The organism is Nitrospirota bacterium, from assembly GCA_016214385.1.
In the GTDB taxonomy this organism is placed as follows: domain Bacteria; phylum Nitrospirota; class Thermodesulfovibrionia; order UBA6902; family JACROP01; genus JACROP01.
Genome location: JACROP010000108.1, coordinates 20,284 through 38,157, shown reverse-complemented (window position 1 = coordinate 38,157; position 17,874 = coordinate 20,284). Strand labels below are relative to the sequence as shown.

19 protein-coding genes are annotated in these 17,874 nt (G+C 42.4%); 9 read left to right on the top strand and 10 right to left on the bottom strand.

Annotated features, from left to right (window positions below; all coding sequences use genetic code 11):
• Window positions 1-2: 2 nt before the first annotated feature.
• From HZC12_06950 to HZC12_06930, 5 genes are all read right to left on the bottom strand, one after another.
• Window positions 3-1,586 (bottom strand): cobyrinate a,c-diamide synthase, encoded by a 1,584-nt coding sequence (locus HZC12_06950; protein ID MBI5026450.1) that lies wholly within the window; start codon window positions 1,584-1,586, stop codon window positions 3-5.
• Between the two features lie 51 nt (window positions 1,587-1,637).
• The gene (locus HZC12_06945) at window positions 1,638-1,883 is read right to left on the bottom strand and encodes a hypothetical protein (protein MBI5026449.1); all 246 of its coding nucleotides are present in this window, start codon (window positions 1,881-1,883) and stop codon (window positions 1,638-1,640) included.
• A gap of 67 nt (window positions 1,884-1,950) precedes the next feature.
• A complete protein-coding gene (gene dsrB / locus HZC12_06940; protein MBI5026448.1) occupies window positions 1,951-3,021 on the bottom strand; it encodes a dissimilatory-type sulfite reductase subunit beta in 1,071 nt (356 codons plus the stop codon).
• 23 nt (window positions 3,022-3,044) lie between these two features.
• On the bottom strand, window positions 3,045-4,226 hold the full coding sequence (dsrA, locus tag HZC12_06935) for a dissimilatory-type sulfite reductase subunit alpha (protein MBI5026447.1): 1,182 nt from the start codon (window positions 4,224-4,226) through the stop codon (window positions 3,045-3,047).
• Window positions 4,227-4,825: 599 nt separating this feature from the next.
• The gene (locus HZC12_06930; protein ID MBI5026446.1) at window positions 4,826-5,065 is read right to left on the bottom strand and encodes a sulfurtransferase TusA family protein; all 240 of its coding nucleotides are present in this window, start codon (window positions 5,063-5,065) and stop codon (window positions 4,826-4,828) included.
• A gap of 112 nt (window positions 5,066-5,177) precedes the next feature.
• Between HZC12_06930 and HZC12_06925 the strand changes: the two genes are divergently transcribed.
• Both HZC12_06925 and HZC12_06920 read left to right on the top strand, forming a co-directional pair.
• Window positions 5,178-6,599 carry a diguanylate cyclase gene (locus tag HZC12_06925; protein MBI5026445.1) on the top strand — a complete coding sequence of 474 codons (1,422 nt, stop codon included), beginning with the start codon at window positions 5,178-5,180 and terminating at the stop codon, window positions 6,597-6,599.
• A gap of 65 nt (window positions 6,600-6,664) precedes the next feature.
• The gene (locus tag HZC12_06920; protein MBI5026444.1) at window positions 6,665-9,274 is read left to right on the top strand and encodes a CBS domain-containing protein; all 2,610 of its coding nucleotides are present in this window, start codon (window positions 6,665-6,667) and stop codon (window positions 9,272-9,274) included.
• Window positions 9,275-9,533: 259 nt separating this feature from the next.
• On the opposite strand, the gene HZC12_06915 is transcribed toward HZC12_06920, so the two are convergent.
• On the bottom strand, window positions 9,534-9,752 hold the full coding sequence (locus HZC12_06915; GenBank protein ID MBI5026443.1) for a DUF3553 domain-containing protein: 219 nt from the start codon (window positions 9,750-9,752) through the stop codon (window positions 9,534-9,536).
• Window positions 9,753-9,867: 115 nt separating this feature from the next.
• Here HZC12_06915 and mutL point away from each other — a divergent pair, with 115 nt between their 5' ends.
• From mutL to HZC12_06895, 4 genes are read left to right on the top strand one after another with little or no spacing between them, the layout of a single operon-like run.
• Window positions 9,868-11,550, top strand: coding sequence for a DNA mismatch repair endonuclease MutL (gene mutL, locus HZC12_06910; protein MBI5026442.1), 1,683 nt, complete (start codon window positions 9,868-9,870; stop codon window positions 11,548-11,550).
• A complete protein-coding gene (gene miaA, locus HZC12_06905; protein MBI5026441.1) occupies window positions 11,547-12,590 on the top strand; it encodes a tRNA (adenosine(37)-N6)-dimethylallyltransferase MiaA in 1,044 nt (347 codons plus the stop codon). Before mutL ends, miaA begins: the two co-directional genes overlap by 4 nt.
• On the top strand, window positions 12,587-12,826 hold the full coding sequence (gene hfq / locus HZC12_06900; GenBank protein MBI5026440.1) for an RNA chaperone Hfq: 240 nt from the start codon (window positions 12,587-12,589) through the stop codon (window positions 12,824-12,826). The genes miaA and hfq overlap by 4 nt, the downstream gene beginning before the upstream one ends.
• Window positions 12,823-13,218, top strand: coding sequence for an NUDIX hydrolase (locus tag HZC12_06895; protein MBI5026439.1), 396 nt, complete (start codon window positions 12,823-12,825; stop codon window positions 13,216-13,218). The genes hfq and HZC12_06895 overlap by 4 nt, the downstream gene beginning before the upstream one ends.
• Here the strand turns inward: HZC12_06895 and HZC12_06890 are convergent.
• Complete coding sequence (locus HZC12_06890; GenBank protein ID MBI5026438.1) at window positions 13,215-13,607, bottom strand: PaaI family thioesterase; 393 nt, start codon at window positions 13,605-13,607, stop codon at window positions 13,215-13,217. The two genes, HZC12_06895 and HZC12_06890, sit on opposite strands and share 4 nt — an antisense overlap.
• Before the next feature lie 158 nt (window positions 13,608-13,765).
• Between HZC12_06890 and HZC12_06885 the strand changes: the two genes are divergently transcribed.
• Window positions 13,766-14,788 carry a zinc-binding dehydrogenase gene (locus HZC12_06885; GenBank protein ID MBI5026437.1) on the top strand — a complete coding sequence of 341 codons (1,023 nt, stop codon included), beginning with the start codon at window positions 13,766-13,768 and terminating at the stop codon, window positions 14,786-14,788.
• A gap of 77 nt (window positions 14,789-14,865) precedes the next feature.
• Here HZC12_06885 and HZC12_06880 read toward each other — a convergent pair whose 3' ends face one another.
• The 3 genes from HZC12_06880 to HZC12_06870 form a co-directional block, all read right to left on the bottom strand.
• Window positions 14,866-15,081 (bottom strand): hypothetical protein, encoded by a 216-nt coding sequence (locus HZC12_06880; protein MBI5026436.1) that lies wholly within the window; start codon window positions 15,079-15,081, stop codon window positions 14,866-14,868.
• Window positions 15,072-15,341 carry a hypothetical protein gene (locus HZC12_06875; GenBank protein MBI5026435.1) on the bottom strand — a complete coding sequence of 90 codons (270 nt, stop codon included), beginning with the start codon at window positions 15,339-15,341 and terminating at the stop codon, window positions 15,072-15,074. The genes HZC12_06880 and HZC12_06875 overlap by 10 nt, the downstream gene beginning before the upstream one ends.
• 75 nt (window positions 15,342-15,416) lie before the next feature.
• Window positions 15,417-15,869 (bottom strand): hypothetical protein, encoded by a 453-nt coding sequence (locus tag HZC12_06870; protein MBI5026434.1) that lies wholly within the window; start codon window positions 15,867-15,869, stop codon window positions 15,417-15,419.
• A gap of 466 nt (window positions 15,870-16,335) precedes the next feature.
• Between HZC12_06870 and HZC12_06865 the strand changes: the two genes are divergently transcribed.
• Together HZC12_06865 and HZC12_06860 are read left to right on the top strand one after the other, a co-directional pair.
• Window positions 16,336-17,382 (top strand): alcohol dehydrogenase catalytic domain-containing protein, encoded by a 1,047-nt coding sequence (locus tag HZC12_06865; protein ID MBI5026433.1) that lies wholly within the window; start codon window positions 16,336-16,338, stop codon window positions 17,380-17,382.
• Window positions 17,383-17,399: 17 nt separating this feature from the next.
• Window positions 17,400-17,873, top strand: a complete 474-nt coding sequence (locus HZC12_06860) for a cupin domain-containing protein (GenBank protein ID MBI5026432.1) — start codon at window positions 17,400-17,402, stop codon at window positions 17,871-17,873.
• The last annotated feature ends 1 nt before the right edge of the window (window position 17,874 follow it).

Below are 17,874 nucleotides of genomic sequence, written 5' to 3'. Positions count from 1 at the left end.
CCTCAGTTAGTTAATTCAGTAATTTTATCTCCACCGTCTAAACTCCTTTGCTTTCTATACATTATTGCGCTGCTGATAATACCCTCTACCCATTCAGGCGTCCCAAGGGCGTGAACATGGGTATATGTAGCTAAGACATTCCTGTAGCACAACCCATCCCTTTTATCTATTATCCCAAGTCCACGTTTCATTTTAAAAGCAGTATATACCCCATTTTTTTCTTTGAACTCTAAAATACTCGAATAATGAAATTCATGGCCTTTTAAAATAGTGCCTGTCCTAAAATATGGATTGGGCATATCTACCTCTATTATTGAATATCCATGTGCCTGGGGCCTCTTTTCCAGACCGAAAACCACTGGCAGCACACCGGCCATAGGATATGTTTTATTTTCTAATACAAGGCTTTCCCCCAGATACATCAAGCCTCCACACTCAGCATAAACAGGGAGCCCATTTTCAATGGCCTGTCGCAGGGAGTTTGGAAAATTAGTATTCTCTGCAATGGTTATTGCATGGGTTTCAGGGAAACCACCACCGATGTAAAGGGCATCGATGTCAGGAAGCTCTTTCTCTGTTAGGGCACTCATCTCAACTATCCTGACACCACGCCTTTCGAGTTCCTCAAAGTTTTCAGGATAATAAAACTGGAAAGCAGTATCTTTGATAACGCCGATTCTTAGTGACGAGTGGCCCTTCGACAGGCTCAGGGCAGGCTCAGAGACGAGTGACTTTTCCAGAGACGAGTGACGAGTGACGAGTGACTTTTCAAGAGACGAGAGACGAGTGACGAGTGACGAGTTATTATATTTACTTGTCTCTTGTCCCTTGTCTCTTGTCACTGAATTGGTCTCTTGTCTCTTGTCTCTTGTCTCTGCCTTAAGCGGCACTGCCCCATTAGCAATCTTCCATATCTCATCTAAATCAAGATAATTCTGCGCTATCTCTAAGATAGCGGAAATAGCCTTTTCAACTTCAGGGTGTTCCTGATAAGGGGTAAGGCCCATATGTCTCTCAGGCAAGGTCGCCTCTTTCAGCTTTGGGACAGCCCCCAATACAGGCACATTACAGTATTTATTTATTGTTGCACGCAATATAGATTCATGTCGCTTACCTGCAACCTGATTCAAGATTACACCTTTAATCTTTACTGATGGATCAAATTTCTGGAGCCCCAGGACCAGAGCAGCAGCAGTGCGTGTTACCTTTGTGCAATCCATGACTACGATAACAGGTGTTTGAAGCAATTTGGCAAGTTCGGCTGTGCTGTAAGTGCCCTCAGCATCAAAACCATCATAAAGGCCCCTGTTGCCCTCAATAACAGCAATCCGAGCTCCATAAGCGTGTTCTACAAATGAACAAAGAAGCTGCTCTTTACCAATTAAAAAAGGGTCCAGATTATAACAGGGCTGGCCTGCTGCTGAGGCCAACCAGCCCGCATCGATATAATCTGGCCCCTTCTTAAATGGGACTACTTTAAAGCCTTTTTTTCTCCACGCCGCTATCAGGGCAATGGAAAGGATGGTCTTACCACATCCGCCACTGAGGCCTGCTACAACTACCCTCGGAATTGAATAATTAAGCATATGAAAGTGGGAAGTAGAAAATGGGAAGTTAAGTTCTCACTTCTCACTTCTTCAGAGAAGGCCTTTTTCTTTGAGGTACTCTTCACTCGGGATCTCCACAGAGCTGGCACCGCCAGAATACGAATACATCACTTTTCCAACATCTATCATCTCTCTTAGAGCCTTCTTTACAGTGTCCTTATCAACTCCTGTCTCCTCGGATATGGCTTTAATCACATCTTTCTCTTTGAGTTTTTTCTTGCCCTTTGATTTTTCTAATAATTCATAAATCTTCTGTTTTATCTCTTCCTTCTCCATCCCTCCACCTCCTTATTGAGGTTGAGGTTAAGGTTAAGTATCTCTCAACCTCAACCTCTACTATAGTTTACCATTTAAATGTCGCCGCTGTCCTGAAGGTCTCACGGGCAAATTTGAAATCGTCAATATGCTGGAATGTAAACTCAATGCCTGTAAGCTTGAAGAACTTTTCCCAGCCAATTCTCTCTATCCACTCGCCTACCCTTTCATGTTGCTTTGCATGCCTGGCATAAGTTTCAAGGATGTTCTTTACAGCAGCAACAACCTTTGGCCACCGTGGAGGTTCGTTGTAAAAGAAAGGAATTGCGAGCTTGGAGAATTTTGGATTGCTCCTCAGGCTGCCGACCTTTCCACCCACCACTATGGCAACACCATCATTTTCAGGGTCATGGATATCTATTGGCGGACAGACAGTAAAGCAGTTTCCGCAGTACATGCACCTGTCAGGATTAATCTTTACACTTTTCTTTGCAGGGTCAGGGCTTATAGCATGTGTGGGGCAGGACGCTATGGTTGTAGGGATTTCGCACACATTCGCTAACCTTCCATGGTCTATCGTTGGTACTTTCCTGTGAACAGCGACTATGGCTATGTCTGAACAATGAACAGCTCCACACATATTAACACAGCACGCCACTGCCAGCCTCACCTTGTTAGGGAGCTCTTTTGTAGTAAAGTAATCGTAAAGTTCATCCATCATGGCCTTTACCAGACCAGAGGCATCGGTGCAGGCACTGTGACAGTGAATCCATCCCTGAGTATGAACAACATTGCTCACCCTCGGGCCTATACCTCCAACAGTGTAGCCTTTGTCTTTGAGTTCTTTTTTAAGAGGCTCAACCTTACTCTTATCTGATACGAGAAACTCTATGTTGTTTCTGCTGGTAAAGCGAAGATAGCCTTCGCAGTATTTATCTGCAATATCGCTGATCTCACGGATAGTATCAGTGCTTAAAAGCCTCGGCGATGCAACTCTCACGGTGTATATCTTATCACCGCTTTCCGCCACATGCACCATTGTTCCGGGGTCCAGCACTTCGTGATACTTCCACTGGCCATAATTCTTCTGGATTACAGGTGGAAGAAACTGCTTATAATGAGGCGGCCCTATATCTGTTTTTCTCTGTGGTAATGACATTTATTATTCCTCCTTTAAGATTTTTATTTTAAATCTTTCTCTGCCCAGAAGAAGAACGGGTCTCTTCTCGGTTCCTTAATCATCTGGGGAACTGGTGGAAGACCAACATACTCAAGGAATGACCTCATGCCTTTGTGTTCTATGACCTCCCCTATCCTCTCCCTGGCCTTTCCGTTCTCATCCCACCACTCTAAAATCTTGCGGATAAGGTCCTTCAATTCTTGATACGGAGGCTCAAGCTTTATGAATGGCACAACGACCCACGAAAGCATTGCGCCCACAACAATCGGGGCTTTACTCCCGATAAGGAGGGTTGCGCCCCTTTCATCGCCAGGCCTGAGGGCCTTTGTCATCTTTGCTATACAGTGCATACATCTGTTACAGTCCTCATCTTCTATCTTTAGTTTCTTACCGTCATAACTCATGCAACCTGTTGGACACATATCAACTATCTCGGCATTGATGTCCATTCCATTTTTAGCATAGTTCTTTACTTCAGCCTGGTCGATCTTTATATCGCCTTTCCATGTCCCGATAATAGATAAATCAGCACGTGCAATTGCGGCGATACAGTCAACAGCACAACCTGCGGTCTTTATTTTAAATTTATACGCGAATGACGGTCTGTGAAGTTCATCCTGAAATTCCTGTGTAAGGGCATAGTTAATATCGAGGGTATCTATATTCGCCCATTCACAGCGGCCAGGACCAACACAGCAGCTCGGAGTCCTCATCGCAGAGCCAGAGCCGCCGAGATCCCATCCGCGGGATGAAAACTCGGCAAAAATGGGCTCGAGACTTTCTGTATTCGTGCCGAGAAGTATCATGTCACCTGTGGAGCCATGCATGTTAGTAAGCCCGCTACCATATTTATCCCACATATCGCACATCTCTCTTAACGCCTTTGTTGTGTAGAACCAACCACTGGGCTGGTTTATTCTCACGGTATGGAAATGAGCCACTCCGGGAAATTCTTCTGGCAGGGAAGAATATCTCCCGATAACTCCGCTCCCGTAGCCGAGGACACCAACAATACCACCGTGCTTCCAGTAACCTCTCTTTGTTTTGTAAGACTTCTCAACCTGGCCTAATTCATCTGCTGCTCTTTCACTCTTTTTTGCGGCCTTCTTAATCTCTTTTACAAAGCTCGGCCACGGACCTTTTTCCAGCTCATCCAACAACGGTGTGTCATACTTCTTACTCATAAACGCCCTCCTTAAACTTAAATTTGGTTCTTCTCCCAAAAAATTGCTAAAAAGGGTTCAAGCAAAATCAAAAATCAAATATCAAAATAATGGAATTCCTTAATTTTGCATTTTGAATTTTGCATTTTGATTTATTACTTATTTATCCCTTGACCCCTTGAATCCTCTTAATTCTCCGACTATTGAAAACTGCATAAGAAATGTCCTATATTTCGTCATTCCCGTGAAGCTTGTCCCCGAAGGTAGTAATCGGGGAACGGGAATCCAGAGACGTACAAAATACTGGATTCCGCATCAAGTGCGGAATGACAACCACAGGAGACATAGGACATTAATATTACCATCTTCATTAATTTGGACATGACCCTTAAATTTTAAATAAGACATGGATATGCAACCGTTAGTAAGACAATTGAAAAACACAGATGCGATTTTTCCATAAGAAATAATAATCCCAAAATTCAAAATATTAAACAAACAGCTAATTTTAAATTTACATTGTAAAAGAGGTCAAATTAGAAAAATTTATCTATTTATAAACTCCTGAAATATCAGTGCTAAATGAACTACCCTGCAGCAAGCTACAGGGAATTATCAAATTAAACCGTCTTTTTTATCAAAAAAATAAAGGTATTGCCTTCTTCTTTTGTTTCGATTAGTTCATTGCCTGTTCTTCTCAGTAAAGCGGGAATGTCGGCCTTTGAACCTGGGTCAGTTGCCACTACGCGTAACACCTGTCCAGTTTTCATAGCATCTATTGCCTTTTTTGCCTTTAGCACAGGCATCGGGCAGCTAAGCCCCTTACAATCTAATGTTACGTCAGGTTGGATATCAGGCATCTTTTCCCTCCTTTTCCTTTGACAAGATAACGAGCAAATATAGCTTATTTTTCAAAAACTTGTCAACCTGAAATATTTTCTGGTAAAATATGTTTGATATGAAAGGTTTAGCATGAAAAAAATCCTGGTCCTCGCAAATCAAGCCACCTCAGGAGCTATTGAATCACCCCTGAGCAAGAAAGAATACTCCATAAAAATAGTATCCAATTCAAGAGAGGCCTCAAAATACATCAAAGATACTCAGTCGGAGATTCGTTCCGAACCTGATGTCATACTTCTTGGTCTTCCTGAAGGGCTCGATAAGCAAAAAATAAAGGCTATTAAGGCCATTGAAGGGCACCCCCCTGTTGTTGGTGTTTTGAAAGGAGATGCAGGCAGGATAATTGAAAGGGCATCTAAATCAGGTGTTGAAGATTTCATTATTTATCCCTGCAAACCAGCTTATTTAAAACTCAGGATAGAAGGTGTCCTGAAGTCGGTTAGTAAGCTGAAGGCACTCAGGAAGGAGAGGTGGAATCTTGAGAACATAATAGAGATAACATCCCTTGTCTCTTCCAGTCTTGACTCTGATAAAATCCTTTACCTTACAGTAAAAAAGATTGCAGAAATAATGCCAGTTATCCGGTGTTCTATTCTTCGCATAGATAGTAAAAACAAGTCTGTTCATGTAATCGCAACCTTTGAGGACCCGAAGATTAAAGATCTAAAGCTTGATTTGAGAAAATACCCTGAAATCAGAAAGGCACTCACATCAAAAGAGCCGGTGATAATAAATGATGTAAATACAGACCCTTTAATGCATAGTGTCAGGGATATTATCTCTCCGCTGGGAATAAAATCTATCATAGTTCTGCCTATTATTTTCCAGGATGAGCTTATCGGAACCCTATTTTTAAAAACATCCCGCGCTGGAAAATCCTTTACAAAGGACGAAATAAAGTTCTGCACTGCTGTTGCAAACGCCTCTGCCAATGCCTTACACAATGCCCTTCTTTATGGAAAGTCAGAGGTAGAAAAAACACGCCTGGAAAAGCTTGCAATTACAGACTATCTGACAGGTGTATTTAATATACGGTATTTCTATCATCGGCTTAAAGAGGAATTCAGCAGGGCCGTGAGATACACAATTCCACTCGCATGCATGATGGCCGATATAGATTTTTTTAAGCGCATAAATGACACTTACGGGCATAAAACAGGGGATAGGGTTCTGAGGGAATTTGCACAGCTCTTAAAAAAGAACACCAGAGAAAGTGATATCCTCGCGAGATATGGAGGCGAGGAATTCATCATTCTGCTGCCCAACACAACAAGAGATGGCGCTGTAGCAGAGGCTGAGAGGATAAGGCACAGCATAAGTAACCACGAATTCAATGCCCTCGGGGGTAAGGAAACCTTAAAAGTAAGCCTTGGTGTTGCCACCATCCCCCATGAAGATATTAATACACCTGACGCTTTAATCTCATGTGCTGATAATGCACTCCTTCTGGCAAAAACCAGTGGAAGGGACCAGGTAGCAGTCTTTAATAAATAGACGGCAAGTTCGGTACGAATCTCTGACTGGTTGGTGTGAGGCCACAGAGGGTCGCCACTACAGTTATGAATATAATCACAACCCACATAAACGCAGATTTTGATGCACTTGCCTCAATGCTCGCAGCAAAAAAATTTTACCCCGATGCGCTGGTCGTATTCCCGGGCTCTCAGGAAAAGAGTGTAAGGGATTTTATATCTTCCCATCAAATACCCCTGGACATTAAAAAACTTAAGGACATCAACCTCGATGATATCAGGCTTTTAATACTTGTCGATACAAAAAACCCACACAGGATTGGCCGCTTTTCTGAAATCTTAGAAAGAAAGGGGTTGAAAATCCACATCTATGACCATCATCCTTTCACCGCTGATGACATACGGGGGCAGAAAGAGGTAGTCGAAAATATTGGTGCCACAGCAACCATCTTTACAGAGATGCTCAAACAGAAAAAAATAGCAATAACACCTATTGAGGCAACCATCCTGTGTTTAGGGGTTTATGAAGAAACAGGCTCCCTTACTTTTTCTTCCACAACTGAAAGGGACTTAATGGCAGCGGCATATTTACTCAAAAGGGGGGCAAATCTGAATATAGTCTCAAGCTTTATAACCAGAGAGTTGAGCAGTGATGAAATAGAACTCTTAAACGAGCTGATACAGTCTTCCAAAGACTATGTCATTCACGGAATAAGGGTAAAGGTTTCAAAGGCATCGAGGGAGCATTATTTAGGGGATATTGCTTATCTGGCACATAAACTAAGGGACATCGAAGACATCGATGCCCTTTTCCTCCTTGTCAGGATGGAGGATAGGATCCACATAATTGCAAGGAGCCGCATGCCAGAGGTGGACGCCGGAGAAATTGCCCAGAGCTTTGGCGGAGGAGGACACTCAACAGCATCTTCTGCAGTTATAGATGAACTCTCTCTGGAAACTGCTGAGGAAAAACTCCTGTTGGTTTTAAAACAGAAAATCAAACCTGAAAAAACTGCCCGCGACATTATGACCCGCCCTGTAAAGAGCATCCAGTGCAATAGCACTGTGAAAGATGCAGAGCAAATAATGACACAGTATGGTGTAAATGTCCTGCCTGTCATGAAGGGAGACTCTTTCTTTGGCCTGATATCAAGAGAGATAGTGGAAAAAGCCCTGTTTCATGGGTTTGCAAAAAACGAAGTTTATGAGTTTTCTACTACAGATTCCTTCACCGTGACACAGCAAACACCCATAAGAGAAATCGAATCACTAATGATAGAGCAGAATCAGAGATTTATGCCAGTGGTCGAAGGCGAAAGGATTGTAGGTGCTATAACGAGGACAGACCTCTTAAGGACCATTTATGAGGACCTGCTCAGAAAGAGCAGACTTGAGGGAGAACAACCGAGAGAAAAACCGTCCATGGGTAAAAACCTTACATCCCTCCTCGAGGAAAAATTTCCAGAAGAACTCCTCCGCATATTGAGACTCGCAGGAGAAGTTGCAGAAACCCTCGGGTTTTCTGCCTATGTAGTTGGTGGCTCTGTGAGGGACCTCCTGAGAGGAGAGGCAAACCTGGATATTGATATTGTCATCGAGGGTGATGGCATAACATTTGCCCAGGCCTTTGGAGAGAAACTTAATGCAAGGGTTAAGAGTCACAAGAGATTCGGCACTGCTGTTGTAATAACCCCGCATGCAGGAAAATTAGACATAGCCACGGCAAGGACTGAATACTACGAATTCCCTGGCGCCCTTCCAAAAGTAGAAATGTCTTCCATAAAAAAAGACCTCTACAGGCGGGATTTCACTATAAACACCCTCGCCTTAAAATTAAATCCGAGGGACTTTGGACAACTCTTAGATTTCTTCGGGGGACAGAGGGATTTGAGAGAAAAGGGTATAAGGGTCCTTCACAACCTGAGCTTCATCGAGGACCCGACAAGGGCCTTCAGGGCCATAAGGTTTTCAGAGAGGTTTGGCTTCAAAATAAGCAAACACACATTGACATTAATAAAAACCGCAGTAAAGATGAACCTGTTTGAAAAACTTTCAGGCTCAAGGCTCTATGACGAACTTAACCTCCTGTTTCTTGAGACAGAACCAACTAAGGCCATAAAGAGGCTGTCAGAGATGGACCTTCTTAAATTTATACACCCATATCTCTCATTGACAAAAGCCCTGATAGAGACCTTTGAATCCCTTCAGGAAACACTTACATGGTTTAACCTCCTGTTCTTTGAAGAAACCCCCAACAAAGGCCACCTCTTTCTCATGGCCCTCATCGAGGGGCTGAAGGCAAAAGATCAAGAAGATGCACTTCAAAGATTCTACGTCCCACCCAGGGAAAAGGAAAACATAATAGCAGGGCTGAGGCAGTCAAAAGAAGCACTGCGAACTCTGAAGGCAGAACCAAAAGGAATTTATTATACCTTACAGCCCCTTAGCCTTGAAGCCATCCTCTTTGCAATGGCAAAGGCAAAAGAGAAAGAGCAGAAAAAGGCCATATCCCTGTATCTAACTGAATTGAGAAAAATAAAAACAGCCATCACAGGAAAAGACCTGAGGCAGATGGGATACCCGCCAGGCCCGCTCTATAACAAAATACTGAAAGGAATCCTCGAGGCCAGACTTGAGGGGCAGATTAAAAGCAAAGAAGAAGAGATAAAGTTTGTAAGGGAAAAATTCCCGATTTAGAGTTTTTATCCCAAAATAGAGATAGGGAAGTAGTTTTACCCCGCTTTTTTAGTTCTATCTCTAATTTCATTACTGTCCGAAATATTATATAAACTTATTGATAATACACATTTTTATAAATCATGTTTAAAGACATTTTTGCGTCATTCCTGCGGAAGCAGGAATCCAGTAGTTTTTACTTTATTTTTCTGGATTCCCGCCTTCGCGGGAATGACATATAGTAGTAATTTCTTAGATTTTTAGCGGACACTACTGATTCTTAATAGAGAATCCTTATGCCTGCATAATAACAGCAGCCTTCGCTGTCGAGGTCATTGATAAACGACCTCTCATTGCCATCCTCAAAGAGGACCCTGACAAGGCAGAACCCCCCTGAAAGAAGCGAATGCTTCTCCTCCACAACCTCTCCAACACCCCATACAGAGTGCCTGATATGTTCCACCCTGTCCCCTACTCTCAGATAAAGCCTCTGCCTCATAATTAAATTATACGAGTTTAAAATAAAAAATCCTATTCCCAGCCACCCCTTTGATTAAAGAATAGTAAAACATGTTGTCCTTGTCAAAATAAAAGCTCAGAGGATAAAATAGATTATGTCTGAAATCTCCATCCTTCCAGAGTTCTTGATAAACAAAATCGCTGCCGGTGAGGTTATTGAGCGGCCAGCATCGGTGGTGAGGGAACTCATAGACAATTCTATTGATGCCTCTGCGAAAAAAATCTCTGTGGAAATACTCCATGGGGGGAAGCAACTAATAAGGGTAATTGATGACGGCGAAGGAATGGACAGAAAGAATGCCTCGCTCTGCTTTGAGAGGCATGCCACAAGCAAGATAAAATCAGAGGACGACCTTTTTAATATATTCACCCTCGGCTTCAGGGGCGAGGCCCTCCCTGCCATAGCATCTGTCTCAAAAGTTACCCTGATAACTTCACAGCCGGACTCTCCAAATGGCACAAAGATAGAAATCAGAATAGGGTATGAAAGGTTGATAACAGATGCCCCTGTATGGCGCGGGACATGTGTAGAGGTGAGGGATATATTTTACAACACACCTGCAAGACGGAAATTCCTCAAGAGCGTTTCCACAGAGCTGTCCCATATAATTGATGTTGTCACGCAGAAGGCCCTTTCATATCCGGAAATATCATTTTCCCTCATACATAACGGAAGGGACATAATTTCTGTCCCTGAGGCAGGCAGTCGCAGGGAGAGATTTATCCAGCTTTACGGCGAAGAATTATTCAATGAATTTTTTGATGCCTCTGAAGAAGGAGATGGAATAAAGCTCTATGGGTTTTTCTCATTCATAGAATTTGCAAGGGCAACCAGAAACTACCAGTATATATTCGTAAACAGGCGGGCTGTAAAAAATCCGACTGTAAGCCATGCTGTGTATAATGCTTACAGCGGTCTAATCCCTAAGGACAGGCACCCGGCATTTTTCCTCTTTCTCGACATTAATCCCAGGAAGGTAGATGTGAATGTTCACCCTGCAAAGCGTGAGGTCAGATTTGATTCTCCTGAAGAAATCCATAAATTGATAACATCTTCCCTCGATAAAAATCTTTCGAAAGGCTCTCCTGTGACAATGATGCAAGATACCCCGTCCTATGAATGGACTGAAACCAGAGGGCCTTTTGCTGTTCATGATTCAGGGCCTGTATTTGATTCAGCAGGTTTTCAAACAGACATCCTGACCTATGGGGCTGTTCCCCATGCACGGTATTTTTATATCGGGGAATCTTTTATTGCAGCAATCACAGAGGGCGGCCTCACAATCATTGACCAGCACGCAGCCCATGAGAGAATCCTTTATGAAAAATTTCTAAAAAAGACCAGCGTAGAAGTAGAAAACCTGCTTTTCCCGGCAAGGATAGAGCTACCAGTTAGGGAATACAATGTTATTATGGATAATAAAAAGCTCCTCCATGATTTTGGCCTTGATTTCGATGAATTCGGCCTGAACAATGTGATAGTTAGAGCCCTTCCCAGGGAACTCCTCAAAGCAGACATCAAAGGACTTTTATTAGACATAGCTTCAGGAATCCTCGAAGAGCAGGGAACCGGCAAAGAAAAACTCATACACACTACAGCCGCCAGACTTGCATGCCATAAAGCTGTGAGAGGCGATGAAGGGTTAAAACAGGACGAGATTACCCGGCTACTATCAGAACTTGAAAAAACAGAAATGCCTGACAGATGCCCTCATGGAAGACCCACGAGGATACACTTCAGCATCAGAGATTTAAGGAGACTTTTTAAGAGAGAATGAAGTCAGTTATTATAATCCTCGGCCCAACCTGTGTTGGTAAAACAGGCCTCTCCATCCTCCTCGCAAAGGCCCTTGACACAGAAATAATCAGTGCAGACTCCATGCAGATTTACCGACACATGGACATAGGGACTGCCAAACCATCTGCTACAGAGCTTAAAGAAGTAAAGCATCATCTGATTGATATTATGGATCCAACCGAATCTTTCAGCGCAGGTCTTTTCAGAGACATGGCTGTAAGGATTATTAATAACCTGCATGAGCGTGGCAAGATTCCAATAGTTGTCGGAGGAACAGGGCTGTATATAAGGACTTTAACAAGGGGACTCTTTGAAGGCCCATCAGCAGATTGGGCATTAAGGGAAAAACTTATAGAAGAAGAAAAAATCCATGGTACAGGCCATCTTTACGAACGCCTGAGAAAAATTGATCCTGCAGCCGCAGATAAGATTAATCCAGCAGACACAAGGAGGATAATCAGGGCCCTTGAGGTCTCACTTAAAGGTAAAAAGGCGATCTCAGAGCTTCAGCGCTCATTCACCGCTGCAGAGCCTTATGAATTCATAAAGATAGGACTCTACAGAGAAAGAAAAGAGCTTTACAGGATGATTGAGCAAAGGGTTGATGAGATGATGGAGAAAGGGCTGGTTGATGAGGTTAGGCAAGTCATAGAATTAATAGGGAAGGATTCCAGACTTCCTTCAATGCAGGCCCTCGGCTATAAAGAAATGTCTTTATACCTTTCCGCCACAGGCGGATCCGCCGAAGGCGGAAAAGGCAATATCAGCTCAGTTACGAGTCGCAACGACCTTCAGGATGCCATAAAAATTTTTAAAAAGCGCACCAAACTATTCGCAAAACGGCAATTCACATGGTTTAAAAAAGAGCCTGATATTTTCTGGGTAGGCATAACAGGGCTCACAGAGTCGGAAGAAATCCTTTCAAGGGTTATAAATAATATTGCAATCTTTAAGGAAATCTTTTATCTTAAAAATAAAAAAATCTGCGATTTGCTGAGTCAGAAAGGAGAAAGCCCATGAGCACCAAAAATCAGAACCTTCAGGATCTCTATCTCAATTATCTGAGGAAAGAGAAAATTCCAGTTGTTATTTATCTTTTAAACGGAGTGCGTCTGAAAGGACTCATAAAGGGCTTTGATAATTTTGTAGTCCTGATAAAAGAAGGCACCCAGCAGCTCGTCTACAAGCATGCAATCTCCACAATCGTCCCGGAGAAAGATGTTGATATAAAATTTGAGACCCCGCAGGAACAGTGATCCACAAAAATCCATTTCTCACCGTCGATATAATTATAGAAATAGCAGACGGGATAATCCTCATTAAAAGAAAAAATCCGCCTGAAGGCTGGGCCCTGCCTGGAGGATTTGTTGATTATGGAGAATCCCTCGAGGCAGCAGCAGTAAGAGAGGCAAAAGAAGAGACAGGCCTCGATATAAAACTGATAAGACAATTCCATACATATTCAGAACCAGATAGAGACCCGAGGCATCATACTGTAAGCACAGTATATATAGCCACTGCCTCAGGCAGGCCAGAGGCAGGCGATGATGCCAGAGAGATTGGGATTTTCAAGAAAGACTCTCTTCCTAAAATCATAGCCTTTGACCACAGAAAAATACTTGAGGACTATTTTGAGGGGAAATATTAATTAACCTTAATAAGCTTGCCCATGGCTTCGGCAATAATAGTTCCGTTTTCTGTGGTAGCCTTTGCCTCTGCCTCTAAAATCTTTTTTGTATCCCTGATTATATTTGCCTCGACTATTAATTTCTCTCCAACGTTAAGGGCCTTTTTAAGGCGGATTTCCATCATAGCTGTAACCGCAGGGATATTAAGGGCAAGGGCAAGCTTGACCATTGCCTCATCAAGCAGAGTTGCTATAATCCCGCCATGGACAATATTTAGATACCCCTGATGAACCTTCTGAGGGGTAAACTCAGTCTTTATGGTCTTTCCATCAAAGGAAAAATCAAGCCTGAGACCTATCGGATTCTTAGGCCCGCACACAAAGCAGTAACCATCATCAGCAAGCTTCATATGAAAATCTACCACAAAGCAATGACAACCTTCAAATCTTTTGGGAAACTGCTCCTTTGAACAAACTACCTCCTAAGAAATTTCTTCCCTTAGAGTTTTAAGGCAGGGGCATTAAAGTGCTTGACCCACATGCATATTTTAGGTTACCTTTCAAACAAATGAGGGCAAATCTTTTAATAAGTCCTGGCGTCTTAGAGCTGAGAGAAATCGAAACCCCACGACCCTCTGAGGGAGAGATTCTGATAAAAATAAAGGCTGCCCTTACCTGCGGCACTGACCTGAAGGCATTTAAAAGGGGACATCCCCTTATTCCAATGCCAGGGGTTTTCGGGCATGAGTTTTCAGGTGTAATTGCAGAGGTTGGCCTTCGTGTGAATGACTTCAAAAAAGGCATGGAGGTAATGGCAGTTCACAGCGCACCATGTGGAGAATGCCCATTCTGCAGGAAAGGCCTACACAACCTCTGTGAGAAAATTATGGATACAAAAATTCTCGGGGCCTTTGCAGAATACATATTGCTTCCGCCACACATCGTGAGACAGAATGTATTTCAAAAGCCAGATAGCCTCAGCTTTGAAGAGGCCGCATTCCTTGAGCCACTCTCATGCGTTGTGCATGGAATTAATTCTGTTTCTCTGTCAGGAGAAGACACGGCACTAATCATCGGCGCAGGTCCAATAGGACTTCTGCACATTATGCTTTTAAAGACAATGGGGCTAAGGGTAATTGTTCTCGGTAAGAGAAAAGAGCGGTTGAAAAAGGCGGCAGAGCAAGGGGCTGACCTCGTAATAGATGCAGATGAAGGGAATGCTGATAAAGCAATAAAAGATTTTACAAAGGGGCTGGGGGCAGACATTGTCTTTGAATGCACAGGACTTCCAGAGGTATGGGAGACATCTATATGGCTTGCACGAAAAGGCGGTACAGTTGTGCTCTTCGGTGGATGCAAAGAAGAAACCACTGTAGTGTATGATACGAAAAGGCTCCACTACGATGAAATGACCCTGAAGGGCATCTTTCACTACACGCCATCTGATGTTAAAAAAGCTTATAAGCTCCTGTGTGATGGAAGCATCAAAGTCAGGGGACTTATCTCAGACAGCTACCCGCTCGATAATCTCAAGACAGCCCTTGAACGCCTTATTCGAGGCGAGGGTATAAAGTATGCAATCATCCCCTGAATACATACCAGTAACGCCTGAACTCACAGGTGCGGTTTCCGCATCCTGTGGAGTGATTTGTTATAGCAGCATTACTTCTATTTTTTTAGAATATCTTCTGCTGTAAAAAAAGATACTTTACCTTTACGCTCCTTTGCCTCAAATTTTTTTATCTCGTCCAAATCCACGACATTTTCATACAACTCAAGCAATGATTTTTTAACTAACGCCGATTTATCCTCATGAAAATACTCGGCCAGTTTCTTTAGAATCTTTTCTTCATCTTTATTCAATCTAATGGATATTACTCCCATTTATCATATACCTCCTCTCTCTTGGCAATTGATATAACGTAATAGTTATTGTTCTCAATATAGAATATGGCTCTATATTTCCCTTTTCTAACGCGATAGTATGTCCTCTTTTCAGATGCCTTTAATTTTTTAATATCAAAAAGGCTGAGATCATGAGTCGTATCTAAAGCAATAAAAACGTTATTAAATCTTTCAAAAACATCTTTAGGTAAAGAACCTTTAGCAACTGACTTTTTAACGTTCTCTTCATAAACAACCATGATATATGTTTACAATGTATTACAGCATTTGTCAAGATGCACTGTGGTGGAATGTATTTTTTTAGCTATAACGACCTAAATCACCGAGAGGCGGGGCAGTTCCCCGCCGATTCGGTGAATTGATTCGTTATGTCCTGCCTTATTTCTTCTTCTTATTAATGGTTCTGGTGACATCCGGAAGTCTATCCATCTTATATATTTTGAAATTGGGAATTCTTGTTTAATATTTTTTAGATAGTTTTTCCTGGCAAGTAAAAACACGATGTCTTTATCTTCAATATTTATTTTTCTTTTCTTCATCTTAGTTCGTAATTTCGGAATCTCTTTAATGAGACGCTGGATGCCATTTGAATTACCTCTGACTTTGATAGGATCATCGCATATATCAATCAGGAATATCCCTTTTGACTGAAGCAGACGAAGAAGATTGTCATATTCTTCTTCAGTTGTTGGTCGTTTTTGAAAATAGTGACTGAAAATTGTGGCTGGTAAGCTTCTATCCTTTTGAATAGAAATCTTGTCTGACATCGCTTTTGGAACATAAAAATATGTCTTTCCAGAGGAGGGCGGAGCTGAGGTCTTTCATATTTTTTTAATCTCGGGCCAACAGCAAGAGCCAATCCACCGATAATCACTAAAATATATGAAACAATTTCACTTTTTGACCAAGCATCCATATTTTTTATTTTTCATTATTTATTATTATTTGTTGTCTAACAATTACTATACGAACTACCGTATTTTCCGAAAACTGGTTAAAATGTAGCACAGCTTGAAGATTTTTTAAAGAGGAAAAGTTGCATAAAATCAATTATGAGGCATTCCAACAATTTCGTCTTTTGTGGTAATATGGACTAAAAGCGAAAGGTTATAAATCATGGCAAAGTCTACTCGGGCATAAGAATGTAGAGACGACCATGATTTACACCCATGTCCTGCGCGATATGAAAAATGCGCCGCAAAGCCCGCTTGATGTGCTTTATGGAGAGAGCAAATGAAAGTAGCAAAGCTTTATAGCTTCACCGATATACGAATAGAAGATATCCCCATTCCGCAGATCGGCCCTCGTGATGCACTTATAAAGACAAAGGCCTGTGGCATCTGCTCAGGGGATGTGATGCCATGGTATATAGAAAAGAAGGCGCCCCTCGTGTTAGGCCACGAGCCAGTGGGTGAGATTGTAGAATTAGGCTCGTCACTTGTCACTCGTCACTCGTCACTTTCTGTTGGTGACATGGTATTTGTTCACCATCATGCGCCGTGCCTAAACTTAAAATCCTGTAGATATTGCAAGCGTGGCGATTATGTCCAGTGTGATACATGGCGGGACACGAGGATAATCCCAGGCGGCATCTCTGAATACATACTCATACCTGAGATAAATCTAAGAAACGATACGCTGATACTTCCAGAAGATATAGACTATGAAGATGGGACATTGATTGAGCCAACTGCATGTGTTGTTAAATCTTTAAAGAGGGCGTCCATAAAAAAGGGTGACACCATACTTGTCATCGGGCTCGGCGTTATGGGACAGATGCATATACTACTTGCCAGGGAATTCGGCATAGAAAAAATAATCGGCGCTGATATGGTACCATTCAGGCTGAATAAGGCACTGGAGTTTGGCGCTGATTATGTCATAGATGTCTCTAAAGAAAATCTCATAGAGAGAGCGAAGGACTTGACCGATGGTTTTATGGCAGATGTTGTGATTGTTGGCCCAAACAGTGTGGAGGCTGTGAAACAGGGGATAGAGGCTGTTTCAAAGGGTGGGACAGTGATTTTGTTTACACCTGTAAAGCCAGGGGAAAATCTTACAATAGACCCTAACCACCTGTATTTCAGGGATATAAATATAGTCACAAGTTACTCATGCGGCCCTACAGATACAAGGGAATCGCTCAGGTTCATATCAGAAGGTGTTGTGGGGGCTGAAAAGTTAATCACCCACAGGTTCCCTGTTGAAAAGACAGCAGAGGCATTCAAGCTCACTTCTCGGGCGAGTGATGCACTTAAAAGTATTATTGCTTTCGATTAATTAACGGAGGTCTTTAAATGCCTAAAAAGGAAAAAGCCCCAATATCATGTGATTGGAAGATGAGGTCTACAACCAGCAGAGGAAAGAAGGCACACATAAAAAATAAAAGCAAACTCTGCAAACACAGGGGCAATTTCACATGGCAGGGCATAAAGACAGAAAAATATAAGCCAGAGGCTGGGAATTGGGCAGCTATTGTAAGGCGAGTTATAATCGGCAATTACGGCGAATCTGCAAAATTTCACCTGAGATACTTTGAGATTGCTCCAGGAGGCCAGAGCAGCTTTGAAAAACACAGGCATGAGCATGTGGTAGTAGTAATCAGGGGCAATGGAAAAGTATTTTTAAACAAAAAACATCACAAGCTAAGTTTTCTCGACATTGTCTATATATCGCCCAATACGCCTCATCAGCTTCTGAACCCTTTTAACGAGCCATTTGGATTTCTCTGCGCCGTACCTGCAAAAAGAGATAGACCGATTGCCCTGTAAA

Bases quoted from the DNA above. Each gene is read 5' to 3' on its own strand.
- HZC12_06950 (MBI5026450.1), bottom strand. From the start codon at position 1,586: ATGCTTAATTATTCAATTCCGAGGGTAGTTGTAGCAGGCCTCAGTGGC.
- HZC12_06945 (MBI5026449.1), bottom strand. From the start codon at position 1,883: ATGGAGAAGGAAGAGATAAAACAGAAGATTTATGAATTATTAGAAAAA.
- dsrB (MBI5026448.1), bottom strand. From the start codon at position 3,021: ATGTCATTACCACAGAGAAAAACAGATATAGGGCCGCCTCATTATAAG.
- dsrA (MBI5026447.1), bottom strand. From the start codon at position 4,226: ATGAGTAAGAAGTATGACACACCGTTGTTGGATGAGCTGGAAAAAGGT.
- HZC12_06930 (MBI5026446.1), bottom strand. From the start codon at position 5,065: ATGCCTGATATCCAACCTGACGTAACATTAGATTGTAAGGGGCTTAGC.
- HZC12_06925 (MBI5026445.1), top strand. From the start codon at position 5,178: ATGAAAAAAATCCTGGTCCTCGCAAATCAAGCCACCTCAGGAGCTATT.
- HZC12_06920 (MBI5026444.1), top strand. From the start codon at position 6,665: ATGAATATAATCACAACCCACATAAACGCAGATTTTGATGCACTTGCC.
- HZC12_06915 (MBI5026443.1), bottom strand. From the start codon at position 9,752: ATGAGGCAGAGGCTTTATCTGAGAGTAGGGGACAGGGTGGAACATATC.
- mutL (MBI5026442.1), top strand. From the start codon at position 9,868: ATGTCTGAAATCTCCATCCTTCCAGAGTTCTTGATAAACAAAATCGCT.
- miaA (MBI5026441.1), top strand. From the start codon at position 11,547: ATGAAGTCAGTTATTATAATCCTCGGCCCAACCTGTGTTGGTAAAACA.
- hfq (MBI5026440.1), top strand. From the start codon at position 12,587: ATGAGCACCAAAAATCAGAACCTTCAGGATCTCTATCTCAATTATCTG.
- HZC12_06890 (MBI5026438.1), bottom strand. From the start codon at position 13,607: ATGAAGCTTGCTGATGATGGTTACTGCTTTGTGTGCGGGCCTAAGAAT.
- HZC12_06885 (MBI5026437.1), top strand. From the start codon at position 13,766: ATGAGGGCAAATCTTTTAATAAGTCCTGGCGTCTTAGAGCTGAGAGAA.
- HZC12_06880 (MBI5026436.1), bottom strand. From the start codon at position 15,081: ATGGGAGTAATATCCATTAGATTGAATAAAGATGAAGAAAAGATTCTA.
- HZC12_06875 (MBI5026435.1), bottom strand. From the start codon at position 15,341: ATGGTTGTTTATGAAGAGAACGTTAAAAAGTCAGTTGCTAAAGGTTCT.
- HZC12_06870 (MBI5026434.1), bottom strand. From the start codon at position 15,869: ATGTCAGACAAGATTTCTATTCAAAAGGATAGAAGCTTACCAGCCACA.
- HZC12_06865 (MBI5026433.1), top strand. From the start codon at position 16,336: ATGAAAGTAGCAAAGCTTTATAGCTTCACCGATATACGAATAGAAGAT.
- HZC12_06860 (MBI5026432.1), top strand. From the start codon at position 17,400: ATGCCTAAAAAGGAAAAAGCCCCAATATCATGTGATTGGAAGATGAGG.